This is a genomic window from Frigoribacterium sp. VKM Ac-1396 (genome assembly GCF_015350895.1).
Taxonomy (GTDB): domain Bacteria; phylum Actinomycetota; class Actinomycetes; order Actinomycetales; family Microbacteriaceae; genus Frigoribacterium.
In genome coordinates, this window is record NZ_JADKSD010000002.1 from 729389 (window position 1) to 742994 (window position 13606).

Below are 13606 nucleotides of genomic sequence, written 5' to 3' on the forward strand. Positions count from 1 at the left end.
TCAGGTGGCGGGGACGTCTGTCGACGTCGTGGCGGTCCAGTGCTGGGGCAGGTTCCAGGCGCCCGTCGACGAACCTCCGTCGACGCGAAGCACCTCGCCCGTGATCCAGTCGGCGTCCGTGCCGGCGATCCACGCGACGGCACGGGCGACGTCGGCCGGGCTGCCGCGACGGCCCAGGGGGTTGTCACCGACCGCATCCGCGTACTCGTCGGTGACCGGGTTGACGGCCGAGTCGACCGTGACGAATCCGGGTGCGACGGCGTTGACGCGGATGCCGTGGCGACCGAGTTCGAGCGCGGAGGCGCGGGTGGCGGCCTCGAGGGCGGCCTTCGACGTCGAGTAGGGTGCCGCTCCCGGGCGGGCCCGGAGCGCGGCCCCGGACGAGATGTTCACGACGCTCGCGCCTCGACCCGCCGCGATCGCACGGCGGGCGAGGGCGACCGTGAGCAGGACGGGTGCTCGCGCGTTGACGTCCAGGACGACGTCCCAGGTGGTCGCGTCGAGGTCGAGGAAGGGCGTCGCCGGGTACACGCCGGCGCTCGACACCAGGACGTCGACGGGCGCGGTCGCCCAGGCGGCGGCCATCAGGGTCTCGTGAGCGTCGTCGCGGCGGAGGTCGATCGTCGTCGTGCCGCAGGCGGGGGCTCCGACCGACCGGGCGAGCGAGGCGGTCTGCTCGAGCGGTTCGGCGTGCAGGTCGGCGAGGGTGAGCGCGTCACCGGCCCGGGCGAAGGTGAGCGCGACCTCCCGGCCGATGCCGGACCCGGCGCCCGTCACGAGCACGTGCCGCATCAGTCGAGCACCTTGCCCTTGGTCTCGGGCATCGTGAGGTAGACGACGAGGCCGACCGCGGCGGCCGCCGCGGCGTAGGCCCAGACCCATCCGCCGAGGCCGCTCGTGTTCATCCAGGTCGTGATGTAGGGCGCGGTGCCGCCGAAGATGGCGACCGCCAGGGCGTAGGGCAGGCCGATTCCGGTGGCGCGCACCTCGGGCGGGAACTGCTCGGCCATGATGACGGCACAGTTCGCCGAGTACCCCACGAGCAGGACGATCCCGACGAGCTCGATGGCGAGGAGGGTCCAGAAGTTGCCGTTCAGCAAGGTGAAGGCGGGCCAGGCGAAGAGCAGGAACCCGCCGGCGAAGGCCGCCATGGTCGGCTTGCGGCCGATGGTGTCCGAGAGGATGCCGCCGAAGGGCAGCAGGCAGATGAAGACGACCATCGCGATGACGTTCGCGAGCAGGGCCAGGTTCAGCGGGATGCCGGTCGTCACCGCCGCGTAGGTCGGCATGAAGTTGACCCACAGGTAGTACAGCAACGTGCCGGCGATCGTGATGCCGAAGACCCGGAGGGTCGCCCGGGGGTGCTCCTTGATCATGCGGACGAAGGGGTTGCGACGGGTGGCCAGGTCGGAGCCCTCGACGCGGTCCTTGCCGGTGGTGAACGACGTCGTCTCTTCGACGGAGCGGCGGAGCCACAGCCCGACGAAGCCGAGCGACGCGGCGAAGACGAACGCCAGGCGCCAGCCGTAGCTGTCGACGGCGTCGTCGGGCAGTGCCGTCGTGATGACGAACCCGAGCGCCGAGGCGATGAGGACGCCGGCGGCGACCGACACCTGCTGCCACGAACCGGCGAAGGCCCGGCGACGAGGGGCGGCGGACTCCACGAGGAACGCCGACGCCGAGCCGAACTCGCCGCCGGCCGCGAACCCCTGGACCAGACGTGCGAGCACGAGGATCACCGGCGCGAGGTAGCCGACCTGCTGGAAGGTCGGCGAGATGCCGATCACGAGGGTCGCCACAGCCATCAGGGTGATGGTCAGCAGCAGGCCCTTCTTGCGACCGTGGCGGTCGGCGTAGCTGCCCATGACGGCCGCGCCGACGGGCCGCATGACGAAGCCGACGGCGAAGATCGCCAGGGTCGAGAGCAGGGCGGCGACGTCGTCGCCCGGCGGGAAGAAGTGATGGGCGAAGATCGACGAGAACGTCGAGTACAACGCCCAGTCGACGAACTCGACGGCGTTGCCGATGCTCCCGGCGACGATGGCCTTGCGACCCTTGCTGCTGAGCTTCGTGGCGTGGACGGTCTCGGTGGTGGTCGTGCTCATGTGCTGACTCTCTCGAGGTGGACGTGAGGGGTGCGGGGGTGGGAGGCGCGGCGAGGGGCAGGAGGCGCGTCAGAGGAGGCGACGGACGTGCGCCGCGAGGTCGGCGTGGGTGCCGAACCAGACGTCGTCGACCGAGCGGATGTGGGCGAGCAGATCGTCGAGGACTCGGAGCCGCGACCGGTGGCCGATGATGTGCGGGTGCAGCGTCAGCTGGAACAGTCCGCCCTCGGCCCGGGCGGCGTCGAACTCGTCGATCCAGATCTGCAGGAGGTCGCGCGGCGGCATGTGGGGCCGGAGGCCGCCGAAGCGATCCATCATCAGGTAGGGGGCGTCGTCGCGGATCCACTCGACGGGGATCTCGACGACGCCGGTGCGCTCGCCGCGTTCGAGCAGCTCGTAGGGCTCGGTGTCGGCCATCAGCGACGAGTCGTAGGCGAAGCCGAGCTCGCGGATGACGGACAGGGTCGAGCCCGAGAAGTCCCACGACGGCGTCCGGATGCCGACCGGCCGTCGTCCCAGCTGCCGCTCGAACACCTCGAGCGCCCGTGCGGTGAGGTCGAGCTCGTCGTCGTGGCCCAGGGCCGTGTTGCGCTCGTGGATCCACCCGTGCACGGCCACCTCGTGACCGGCCGCCGCGTAGGTGGGCGCCTCGTCCGGCCGCAGCAGCGCGCAGACGGCCGGCATGAAGAACGACGCCGGCACCTCGTGGCGGGCCAGCAGGTCGAGGATGCGGGGCACGGCGTGCCGTGCGCCGAACTCGCCCTGGGCCATGCGGCCGGGGGAGGTCTCGCCGTCTCGGAGGGCGGGCGTCTCGTGGTCGGAGTCGAACGAGACGGCGACGGCGACGGCGGCGCCCCCGGGCCAGCGTCCCGCGGGCTCGTCGTCGACCAGTGACCGCCCGGCTCGCACGAACTCGACGTGCCCGCGCCATTCGGCCTCGGTCCACTGCCACGGTTGCTGGTCGTCCATGAGATTCCTCCCGGCGTCGTCCGCGACCTCGATGTCACCGACACGGGTCACTGTAGAAAGAAATACAAGCAGACTCAAGCCAAATGGTTGTTTCGATCGCATTTCGACCCTCGAACGGTTGGATGAATCAATCCCACGGGCCTCGTCCGACCCCTTCGGCTCGAACGCCCGTATCCTGATGCCGTGCCACGCCTCGTGCCTCCTGCCGGTCAGCCCCTCCTCGACGAGACCGACCTCGACATCGCCGCGGCCGTGCACGTCGCACCTCGCGTCCCCACCGCCGCCCTGGCCGAGATCCTCGGGTTGCCCGTGAGCACGCTGAGCCGCCGCCTCGTCCGCCTGCAGGAGGAGCGCCTCCTGCGGGTCGTCGGCCGTTACGCCTGGGAGCTCATCACTTCGAGCAACCCGTACGAGCTCTGGATCACCTCGGCGCCCGGCCGGTCGAGGGCCGTGCTGGCCGAGCTGCTGCGCATCCCCGACGTGCAGTTCGTCCTGCAGACCAGCGGGCCGGCCGACCTGTACGCCAACCTCTTCCCGCTCCGCGGCTCGGACCAGGAGGAGCTGCTCGGCAGCGTCATCCCGTCGATCCCCGGCGTCCGCGCCGTCGACAGCCGCATGATCCTCGAGCCGGCGAAGGTCGGGCAGGCCTGGCGCTACCCGCGCCTCGACGACGAGCGCGTCGCGCGGCTCGAGCAGCACGCGGCCGTCGTCGTCCATCCGCCGCTCGAGGACCTCGCCCAGCTCAGCGACCTCGAGTTCGAGACGATGCGGATGCTCGGGGCCAATGCTCGCGTCACGGCGGCCGAGGTCGGCCGGACGCTCGGGGTGTCGTCCTCGACCGCCGCGCGGGCCATCCGGCTGCTGTTGCAGAGCGGGGCCGTCTCACCGCGGGTCGAGATGCAGTCCGACCTGCTCGGCTACCCGCTGCACGCGATCGTGACCATCGACGTGCAGCCCCGCGACGTGTCGACCACCCTGGAGCACGTCGCCGTGCACCCCAGCGTCCGGCTCCTGTCGACGGTGACCGGCTCGGCTCCGATCAGCCTCTCCGGCGTCTTCCACGGGCCGGCCGACCTCGCGACCTTCATCAGGGACGACCTGGGCGCCCTGCCCTGGGTCCGGTCGATCCAGAGCGTGGCCGGATTGCGGCTGCAGCGACGGTACTGGATCGACCGCGACGGCCTGCGCCTCGGTGCCCAGGTCCCCGACGTGTTGCGGCGCTGACCGCCCGCCCGTCTAAGGTCAGGCATGAGCCAAACGGATTCTCCGCCCTCCGGCACCACCTCCGGCACACCCGCCCTGCTGCGCCTCGGCGTCCTGGCCACCTCGCGCAAGCCCGACGAGCGGCGCCTGCCGATCCACCCCGCGCACCTCGAGCGCATCGACGCCGACCTCCGCGCGCAGATGACCCTCGAGCGCGGCTACGGCCTGCGGTTCGGCATCCCCGACGCCGACCTCGAGCCCCTGGTCGCGATGGCCGACCGCGAGCAGATCGTCGCCGACAGCGACGTCGTCCTGCTGCCGAAGCCCCAGGCCGCCGACCTCGAGGGCCTCCGCGACGGTCAGACCCTCTGGGGCTGGCCGCACTGCGTGCAGGACCGCGAGATCACCCAGCTGGCCATCGACAAGCGCCTCACCCTCATCGCGTGGGAGGCCATGAACCACTGGCAGTCCGACGGCGGCTACGGCCTTCACGTCTTCCACAAGAACAACGAGCTCGCCGGCTACTGCTCGGTGCTGCACGCCCTCCAGCTCTGCGGTTCGACGGGCGACTACGGCCGTCGCCTCAGCGCCGTCGTCATCGGCTTCGGCGCCACGGCCCGCGGCGCCGTCACCGCCCTCAACGCCCACGGCGTCCACGACGTCCGCGTGCTCACCAACCGCGACGTCGCCGCGGTGGGCTCGCCGATCCCCTCGGTCGACATGTACCGGTTCGAGCACGACCCCGAGACCCCGGGTGCCAGCACGGTCGACGCGCCCGACGGGCCGGTCGCCCTCGCGCCCTTCCTCGCCGCCGCCGACATCGTCGTCAACTGCACCCTGCAAGACCCGAACGCGCCGCTCACGTACCTGCGCGAGACCGACCTCGGGGCCTTCCGCCCCGGCAGCCTGATCGTCGACATCTCGGTCGACGAGGGCATGGGCTTCGACTGGGCCCGGGCCACGACCTTCGCCGACCCGCTGATCACGGTGGGCGACACGACGAACTACTACGCGGTCGACCACAGCCCGTCGCTGCTCTGGAACTCCACCACGTGGGAGATCAGCGAGGCCCTCATGCCCTTCCTGCGGGTCGTCATGGAGGGGCCGACCTCGTGGGCGGCGTCCGACACCATCCGCCGGGCCGTCGAGATCGCGGAGGGGCGGGTCGAGAACCCGGCGATCCTCGAGTTCCAGCACCGCGCCTCCTCGTACCCGCACGCACCGCTCGACTGACGAGCCGCCCGGCCGACGGCACCGCCGAGTGGACTGCGCGCCGCCGCGCGCCGCGGCGTCTTGTCCACTCGGCGGTGTTCGCGAGGGCGCTGCGAGCCGCGGGTCAGACCACAGGAGGCGCGGCGAGGGCCGCCAGGACGCGCTCGGCCCCGAAGTCCCACGCCGCCTCGACGTCGCCGCCGAGCTGGAACCCGCCGTTGAGTTCCATCACGACGAAGCCCGCCACCCATGCGGTCAGGGTTCGGGCGGCGTCGAGGGCGCGCTCTGGCCCGACGAGCTGCTCGCCGACGCGGAGGGCGGCGGCGCTGGCCGCGGCCCCGAACTCGCGTCGTGCGGTGGGCACGCCGGGCCCGGGCGTCATGACCAGCTGGAACGCGGCCGGGCGTTCGTGCGCGAACTCCCGGAAGGCGTCGAGCACCTCGCGGGCCGACCCCGCCCCGTCGAGCCGCGCGGCCAGGTCGGAGAGGGTGGCCTCGGCGACCGACCGGAGCAATGCCTCCCGGTTCTCGACCCGCTTGTAGAGCGACGGGGCGCGGACGCCGACCCTCGCCGCCACCGCGGCCATCGTCAGACCGGCCGGGCCGTCCGTCTCGAGCAGCTCGCGGGCGGCGAGCAGGATGGCGTCGAGCGAGGTGCGGTCGGGTGTCGGCATGCGTCGAGTATAGCTATTGACAATAGCCATGATGGCTAAGTACCGTAGCCATCATGGAACTCGCCCCCTCCCTCCACCGCATCGGCAACGACATCGTCGCCGCCTACCTCGTCGTCACGCCCGAGGGCGTGACCGTGATCGACGCCGGGCTGCCCGGCCTCTGGTCCGAACTCGTGCGTAAACTCGCCGACGTCGGACGCACCCTCGCCGACGTGAAGGGCGTCGTTCTCACCCACGGCGACTCCGACCACGTCGGCTTCGCCGAACGGCTGCGCCGCGACCACGGGGTGCCCGTTTACGTCCACGCGGCCGACGCGTCCCGGGCGAAGGGCGGACCGAAGCCGAAGAACGGCATGCCTCCCATGAAGCTCGGCCCCCTGCTGGGTTTCGCCGGTTACAGCCTGCGCAAGGGCGGGGCGAAGACCGCCTGGCTCACCGAGGTCGTCGAGGTGCACGGCGGAGAGACGCTCGACCTGCCGGGGGCGCCTCGGATCATCCCGATGCCCGGGCACTCAGAGGGCAGCATCGCCGTGTCCGTGCCGAGCGTCGACGCCGTGTTCGTCGGCGACGCCCTGACCACGCGCCACGTGACGACCGGGCACGTCGGGCCCGCACCGGCTCCGTTTACCGACGAGCCCGAACAGGCCCTCGCCTCGCTCGACGCCCTGCTCGAGACCGGTGCGACCTGGGTGCTGCCCGGGCATGGCGCCCCCTGGAACGGCGGAGTCGTCGCGGCGGTGGACGCCGTCCGAGCCGCCGCCCGCTGACCGGGTGAGCGTCAGACCCCGACCGGCACCGCCGCCGGCGTCACCCGCACCAGCACCGCCTTCGACACCGGGGTGTTGCTGCCGATGGCCGCACTGTCGAGCGGCACGAGCACGTTCGCCTCGGGGAAGTACGCCGCGGCGCACCCCCGAGCCGTCGGGTAGGCGACGATGCGGTAGTCGCGCAGCACGCGCTCGACGTCGTCGGTCCAGACCGTCGTCACGTCGACCTTCTGCCCGTCGACCAGTCCGAGGTCGTCGAGGTCGAGCGGGTTGACGAAGACGACGTGCCGGCCCTTCTTGATGCCGCGGTACCGGTCGTTGAGGCTGTAGATCGTGGTGTTGTACTGGTCGTGCGAGCGCAGGGTCTGCAGCAGCAGCGTGCCCTCGGGCCGTTCGACGCGTTCGAGGTCGTTGACCGTGATGATCGCCTTGCCGACCTCGGTCGGGAACGTCCGCGAGTCACGCGGCCCGTTCGGCAGCACGAACCCCTCGCGGCTGCGGACCCGCTCGCTGTAGCGCTCGAAGCCGGGCACGACACGGCTGATGTGGTCGCGCAGCGTGTCGTAGTCGCCTTCGAAGGCCTGCCAGTCGATCTCGAGGTCGGCCCGGTCGCCGAGCGTCGCCTGCGCGAGACGGCTGACGATCGCGACCTCGCTGAGCAGGTCGGGCGCGACGGGCGGCACCTGGCCGTGGCTGCCGTGCACCGAGCACACCGTGTCTTCGACCGAGACGAACTGCGGCCCGGCCGCTTGCACGTCGATCTCGGTGCGGCCGAGGGTCGGCAGGATGAGCGCCTCGGCCCCGACGACGGCGTGCGACCGGTTGAGCTTCGTCGAGACCTGGACGGTCATGTCGGTGCCGCGCATCGCGGCCTCGGCGAGCTGGGTGTCCGAGATGGCGGCGACGAGGTTGCCGCCCATGCCCATCCAGAACTTGATGCGGCCCTCTTGCATGGCCTTGATGCCCTTGAGGGCGTCGACGCCGTGCTCGCGCGGCGGGTCGAAGCGGAACTCCTTCTGCAGGGCGTCGAGGAACTCGTCGGAGACCTGCTCCCAGATGCCCATCGTGCGGTCGCCCTGCACGTTGCTGTGGCCACGGATCGGCGAGGCCCCGGCGCCCGGCTTGCCGATGTTGCCGCGCAGCAGCAGCAGGTTGATGATCTCTTTGATCGTGTCGACGGCCTTGCGGTGCTGGGTGATGCCCATCGCCCAGGTGATGATGACGCGGTCCGAGGCCAGGTAGCGGTCGGCGAGCTCGTCGATCTCGGCCCGGTCGAGCCCGGTCGCCAGCAGCACCTCGTCGTCGTCGACCTGCGCGATGTGCTCGCGGAAGGCCTCGAGGCCCACGGTGTGCTCGGCGAGGAACTCGTGGTCGAGCACGGTGCCGGGTGCGGCGTCCTCGGCTTCGAGCACGCGCTTGGCGACGGCCTGCAGCAGGGCCATGTCGCCGCCGAGCCGGATCTGCAGGAACTGATCGGCGATCTCGGTTCCGCGACCCGCCACGCCGCGGGGCAGCTGGGGGTTCTTGTAGCGGCGCAGTCCGGCCTCGGGCAGAGGGTTGACGGCGACGATCGTGGCGCCCTTGAGCTTCGCGTCTTCGAGGGCGGTGAGCATGCGCGGGTGGTTCGTGCCCGGGTTCTGGCCGAGGATGACGATCAGGTCGGCCTGCTCGAAGTCGTCGTAGGCGATGGTCGACTTGCCGATGCCGACCACCTCGGCCATGGCGAGGCTCGTCGACTCGTGGCACATGTTCGAGCAGTCGGGCAGGTTGTTCGTGCCGAACGCCCGGACGAAGAGCTGGTAGATGAAGGCCGCCTCGTTCGAGGTGCGACCCGACGTGTAGAACGACGCCTCGTCGGGGCTCTCGAGCGACCTCAGCTTGTCGCCGACGATTCGGAAGGCCTCGTCCCACGACACCTCGCGGTAGTGGTCGCTGCCGACGGGCTTGTGCACGGGCTTGGTGATGCGGCCCTGCATGCCGAGCCAGTACTCGGTCTTGTCGAGAAGGTCGGTGATCGAGTGCTCGGCCCAGAACGTGTCGGGCACGAGCACCGGGTTGGCCTCCCACGTGACCGCCTTGGCGCCGTTCTCGCAGAACTCGGCCACCTTTCGGTGGTGCGGGTCGGGCCAGGCGCAGCTCATGCAGTCGAAGCCGTCCTTCTGGTTCAGCGACGTCATGAGCTTGACCGTGCGCGCCAGCCCCAACTGTTTGACCGCGGGCTCCATCGAGTGCAGCACGCCGGGCACGCCGGCGGCCCACTCGCGCGGGGGGCCGACCTCGATGTCGGCGTCGGTCACGTCGGAGACGGGGGGTTTCTCGGTCACGGTCTTGTTCCGATCGTCAGGGGGACGGGGGTCGACGCGCGCGTCGCGCCGCCGGGGGAGTCGGGGGACGAGGAGGCGCGGGTCGCGTCACCGGCACCGCCGGCGCGGGCTGCCGGCTCGGTGCCGTCGGGCTCGCCGAGCCGGTCGGGTCTCGAGTACACGACCATCGACCGCCCGCGGAGGAACCCGACGATGGTGACGCCCAGTTCGTTCGCGAGGTCGACGGCGAGCGACGACGGTGCCGACACGGCGGCGAGCATCGGGATGCCGGCCATCGAGGCCTTCTGCGTCAGCTCGAACGAGGCGCGACCCGAGACCATCAGGACCGTCGAGGTCAACGGCAGCCGCGCCTCCTTGACGGCCCAGCCGACGACCTTGTCGACGGCGTTGTGCCGCCCCACGTCTTCGCGCAGCACGAGCAGCTCGCCGGTGCGGCCGTCGAAGAGGGCGGCGGCGTGCAGCCCGCCGGTCTTCTCGAAGACGTCTTGCCCCTCGCGGAGGCGGTCGGGGAAGGTCGCGAGCAGGGCCGGGTCGAGCACGAGCGGGTCGTGCAGCACCTCGTGCTGCGACTTCGTGCGCACGGCGTCGATCGAGGCCTTGCCGCACAGCCCGCACGAGCTCGTCGTGTAGAAGGCCCGCTCGAGGCTGGGGTCGGGGGCGGGCACCCCGGGCGCGAGCGTGACGTCGAGCACGTTGTAGGTGTTCAGGCCCTCGGCGGTGGCCCCGGCGCAGTACCGCGCCGCGAAGAACTCGTCGCCCGTCGAGATGACGCCCTCGGAGACCAGGAACCCCGCGGCGAGGTCGAAGTCGTGGCCGGGCGTACGCATCGTGATGGCCAGCGACGAACCGCCCACGCGGATCTCGAGCGGTTCTTCGACCGCCAGGGTGTCGATCGTCTTGCGGACGCCCGCCCCGTCGTCGCCGACGGTGATGCGGGTCACCGGCCGTCGTGCCGTGATTCGTGCCATGGCTCAGGTCTACCCCCGATCGGCCTCCGCCGAAAGTCGACGGGCCTCGGGTGGACAAGAGCGCCCCGCGCGCCACCCTGGGGACGAGTCGACGCCGACCCCCGGGCGGTCCCGCGACGGCCCGGCAGCCCGGCCGCCCGTCACCACGGCAGGCCGAGCGCCGGCACGACGTCGCCGGCCCGCGCGCCGCCCTCGGGCACGATCAGGAGGCCCTCGGCGTCGGCCAGCCCGCGCAGCATCGCCGACGACTGCCGCTCGGTGGGGACGGCGCCGGCCGCGGTCGTGCGGTACGCCTGCACGAGGACGCCGGGCCGAGGGTGGACCACGTCGACCGCGAGCGTGAGGCCCGCGGGAGGCGCGGGCCGTCGACCCAGCAGCCCGTCGACCAGCGCGGTCCCCACGACGACGAGCCCGACGTAGGCGGCCATCGGGTTGCCCGGCAGGCAGAGGTACAGCGTCCCGCCCCGCCGGGCGACGATCAGGGGTTGGCCCGGGCGCATCGCGAGACCGTCGACGACCAGCTCGGCACCGAGCCGGTCGAGGGCGGCGCGGACGTGGTCGGTCCGACCGTGGGCGGTGCCTCCGGTCGTCACGACGAGGCGGTGCTCCGGGCGGTCCAGGGCGGCGGCGGTCTCGTCGAGGTCGTCGGGCACCCGCGCCGTCGACGTCGCCGCGACGCCGAGGGAGCCGAGGAGGCGCGGCACCGGCACCGAGAACACGTCGCGGACGGTGCCCGGCCCCGGTACGCCCTCGGCCACGACCTCGTCGCCGAGCACCGCCAGCGCGACCGCCGGTCGGACGACGACGGGCACGGCGTCGTGCCCGCCGAGGGCCAGCACGGCGAGGCGGGGCGGGGTGAGGAGCGTGCCCGCGGCGAGCAGGACGTCGCCGTGGTCGATCTCTTCTCCGGCACGACGGACGTGCGACGGGCGGCGCGGGTCGGGGCCCGCCGTCAGGACGCCGTCGACCACGTGACCGGACTCCGACCGCAGCACGCGCTCGGTGTCGGTCGGCACGACGGCCCCGGTGGTGACGGGGCGCGCGGTCCCCGGTGGCAGCGGATCGACGCCGTCGACGATCCGGCCCGCGACGATCGGCCGACCGAGGTGCCAGGGTCCGTCGCCGGCCACCGCCCAGCCGTCCATGGCCGAGACGTCGGAGCCCGGCACCCGCGCGAGGCTGACGACCTCGTGGGCGAGCGTGCGTCCCGCCGCGTCGTCGAGCGAGACCGTCTCGACGGACCGGGGGAGTGCCCGGGCGGCGTCGTTCGCCTCGGCCCGGGCGACGCGCCAGTCGGCCCGCCGGACCGTCACGCCGGGTCGGCCGTGGCGAGCGCGGTGGCGGTCGCGACCGCGCGGTCGAGCTCGGCGCGGGAGCCCCCCGCGAGCCCCGCGGCGTAGCCGACGAGGAAGGTCGTCAGCGGGGCGGCCGGCCGGGCGACGCCGTGCGCCGCGTCACGTGCGAGGTCGAGCACCTCGGGGACGTCGACCACGAAGTCGTCGGGCAGCCCCAGGGCTCGGGCGAGTCGTTCGGCCCAGGCGTCGAGGTCGGCAGGTGTGTCGGTCATGCCAGTCACTCAACCAGTCGGGTGCGACTCGTGCCGGACGACACCCAGGCGATCGGCGTCGGCCACGGTGTCGACGTCGGCGGAGAGCTCGTCGGGCACCGGCACCTCGAGCAGGTCGAGGCCGTCGAGCAGCCGCCGCAGTGACAGGCCGACGAGGGAGTCCTCGGCCCGCAGCGCCTCGAGTCGTGCCCGGACGGCACCGGTCCGGTAGAGCCCCAGCAGCGGCTGACGTCGGCCACCCGAGTCGACCGCCAGCACGCCGTCGCGGCGCTCGCGGGCGCCGTGCTTGCCGGCGCCGTCGTGACGGCCGCCGTCCCCGAGCAGCGCCCGCACGGCTTCGGGCGCACGCGGCAGGTCGCAGGCGAGCACGAGCGTCCACGGGGCCGGTCGCGCGACCACGTCCAGGCCGGCGGCCAGCGCGGTGACGGGCCCGGACCAGGCGGGCTGCTCGCGGGTCAGCAGGGCCCCGGCGGGCGGCACCCGGCCCTCGCGCAGGCCGACCACGACGAGGGTGCGGGCCCCGGCCGACGCCTCGACCGCCCGGTCGAGCAGCGTCGCGTCCCCGCTCGTGAAGGCCGTCTTGTCGACCCCGTCGACCCGGGAGGCGCGACCCCCCGCCAGCAGGACGGCGTCGAACCCGGCGTCCGGTCCGGCACCCCCGGGGGCGGCTCCCGAGCCGTCGGAGGCGATCGTCGCGCCGTCGGAGGTGCGGAGCGAGCCCGTCACGAGGCCACCGTCAGAACGCCCTGCCCGGGTTGAGCAGGCCGGTCGGGTCGAGCAGCACCTGGTCGTCGGCGAGCAGCCCGGCCGACCGTGAGAGGTCGGTCGTGGTGGCGAGCGTGTCGATGGTCATCTCGTGCCTCTCCGGACGCCCGACGGCCGCGTCCACGCCGAGAGCCTAGACCTGCGGCAGGGACGTCTCCGGCGAGGTCGAGACCCGGGGATGAGTCGATCTCGTCCTCGGTGCCGAGGCCGTGCGACGCCGTGCTCGTTACTGTCGGAGTCACGGCCGATGGATCAGGCCCGCTCGCCCGGCGAAGGGAAGACCACCATGAACCGCACCGTGAAGACGGCCGTCGTCGGTCTGGCGCTGGCCGCCCTGCTCTCGGGCTGTGCCTCGTCGACCGACGACGCCGGCTCGCCCCAGCCGGAGCCGAGCGGGGTCGCGACCGACGTCGCGGCATCACCCGAGACCTCGTCGTCCCCGTCGTCGGCTGCGTCCCCGTCGACGAGTCCGACCCCGTCCGCGACTCCGACCACGCGGCCGGCGTCGATCCCCACCGACTGCACCGACCTGGTGGACGCCGCGACCTACGCCGCCACGATGGGCGACGCACCGCTCAACGACCCGGCCTACTTCGGGCAGCCGATGGGCCAGGTCACCCCGACCGCGCCGGCGGCCGACTCCGACCCGCGAGAGGTCGTGTCGGCCGGCGACGTGCTCCGCTGCGGGTGGGGCGACGTGCGTGCCGACATCACGGGACTCTTCGCCGACGTCAGCACGGTCGACGCGGCCACCGCCTCGGCCTACCCGGCCTGGCTGGCCGAGAAGCGCGAGTCGACCTCGCCCTTCTGGCTCGACGGGGTCGTCTACGACTGCTCGGAGGCCTACGGCGGCACGCTGTGCCAGTACGCGACGACCGATCCGATGTACGGCGTCGACATGGCCGACACCGTGCTGGTGAGGGACGGCGTCGTCGTCACCGTGACCCAGCGCAACGTCCCCACCGACGACCTCATGGGCTCGATCGTCACCCGCCTCTGGGGGTGAGGCGGGAGCACGCAGAGGAGGCGCGGGGGCGGGGGGGGCCGCCCCCC

13 protein-coding genes are annotated in these 13606 nt (G+C 72.6%); 4 read left to right on the forward strand and 9 right to left on the reverse strand.

Translation table 11 applies throughout. The annotated features are described in order from the left end of the window. The 3 genes from ITJ55_RS10475 to ITJ55_RS10485 form a co-directional block, all read right to left on the reverse strand. Entirely contained in the window at nt 1-792 is a 792-nt protein-coding gene (locus ITJ55_RS10475) for an SDR family NAD(P)-dependent oxidoreductase (RefSeq protein ID WP_194595299.1), read from the reverse strand. Continuing rightward, nucleotides 792-2105 (reverse strand): MFS transporter, encoded by a 1314-nt coding sequence (locus ITJ55_RS10480; protein ID WP_194595300.1) that lies wholly within the window; start codon nt 2103-2105, stop codon nt 792-794. The genes ITJ55_RS10475 and ITJ55_RS10480 overlap by 1 nt, the downstream gene beginning before the upstream one ends. A gap of 69 nt (nt 2106-2174) precedes the next feature. Further along, a complete protein-coding gene (locus tag ITJ55_RS10485; protein ID WP_194595301.1) occupies nt 2175-3074 on the reverse strand; it encodes a polysaccharide deacetylase in 900 nt (299 codons plus the stop codon). A gap of 183 nt (nt 3075-3257) precedes the next feature. Between ITJ55_RS10485 and ITJ55_RS10490 the strand changes: the two genes are divergently transcribed. Together ITJ55_RS10490 and ITJ55_RS10495 are read left to right on the forward strand one after the other, a co-directional pair. Further along, nucleotides 3258-4298, forward strand: a complete 1041-nt coding sequence (locus ITJ55_RS10490) for an Lrp/AsnC family transcriptional regulator (protein WP_194595302.1) — start codon at nt 3258-3260, stop codon at nt 4296-4298. 24 nt (nt 4299-4322) lie between these two features. Beyond that, nucleotides 4323-5510: a N(5)-(carboxyethyl)ornithine synthase gene (locus ITJ55_RS10495; RefSeq protein WP_194595303.1), complete on the forward strand. Its 1188-nt coding sequence runs from the start codon at nt 4323-4325 to the stop codon at nt 5508-5510. 103 nt (nt 5511-5613) lie between these two features. Here the strand turns inward: ITJ55_RS10495 and ITJ55_RS10500 are convergent, their stop codons facing one another. Next, nucleotides 5614-6162 carry a TetR/AcrR family transcriptional regulator gene (locus ITJ55_RS10500; RefSeq protein WP_194595304.1) on the reverse strand — a complete coding sequence of 183 codons (549 nt, stop codon included), beginning with the start codon at nt 6160-6162 and terminating at the stop codon, nt 5614-5616. Nucleotides 6163-6215: 53 nt separating this feature from the next. Here ITJ55_RS10500 and ITJ55_RS10505 point away from each other — a divergent pair, with 53 nt between their 5' ends. Further along, nucleotides 6216-6929, forward strand: coding sequence for an MBL fold metallo-hydrolase (locus ITJ55_RS10505; RefSeq protein WP_194595305.1), 714 nt, complete (start codon nt 6216-6218; stop codon nt 6927-6929). Nucleotides 6930-6940: 11 nt separating this feature from the next. Here the strand turns inward: ITJ55_RS10505 and ITJ55_RS10510 are convergent, their stop codons facing one another. The 5 genes from ITJ55_RS10510 to ITJ55_RS10530 form a co-directional block, all read right to left on the reverse strand. Continuing rightward, a complete protein-coding gene (locus ITJ55_RS10510; RefSeq protein WP_194595306.1) occupies nt 6941-9253 on the reverse strand; it encodes an FdhF/YdeP family oxidoreductase in 2313 nt (770 codons plus the stop codon). Beyond that, a complete protein-coding gene (fdhD, locus tag ITJ55_RS10515; RefSeq protein WP_194595307.1) occupies nt 9250-10221 on the reverse strand; it encodes a formate dehydrogenase accessory sulfurtransferase FdhD in 972 nt (323 codons plus the stop codon). The genes ITJ55_RS10510 and fdhD overlap by 4 nt, the downstream gene beginning before the upstream one ends. Nucleotides 10222-10361: 140 nt before the next feature. Beyond that, a complete protein-coding gene (locus ITJ55_RS16290) occupies nt 10362-11534 on the reverse strand; it encodes a molybdopterin molybdotransferase MoeA (protein ID WP_194595308.1) in 1173 nt (390 codons plus the stop codon). Further along, nucleotides 11531-11788, reverse strand: a complete 258-nt coding sequence (locus ITJ55_RS10525) for a DUF6457 domain-containing protein (RefSeq protein WP_056263026.1) — start codon at nt 11786-11788, stop codon at nt 11531-11533. The genes ITJ55_RS16290 and ITJ55_RS10525 overlap by 4 nt, the downstream gene beginning before the upstream one ends. A gap of 9 nt (nt 11789-11797) precedes the next feature. Continuing rightward, nucleotides 11798-12514, reverse strand: coding sequence for a molybdenum cofactor guanylyltransferase (locus ITJ55_RS10530; RefSeq protein ID WP_370544119.1), 717 nt, complete (start codon nt 12512-12514; stop codon nt 11798-11800). A gap of 325 nt (nt 12515-12839) precedes the next feature. Here ITJ55_RS10530 and ITJ55_RS10535 point away from each other — a divergent pair, with 325 nt between their 5' ends. Then, complete coding sequence (locus ITJ55_RS10535) at nt 12840-13559, forward strand: hypothetical protein (RefSeq protein ID WP_194595309.1); 720 nt, start codon at nt 12840-12842, stop codon at nt 13557-13559. Nucleotides 13560-13606: the final 47 nt, after the last annotated feature.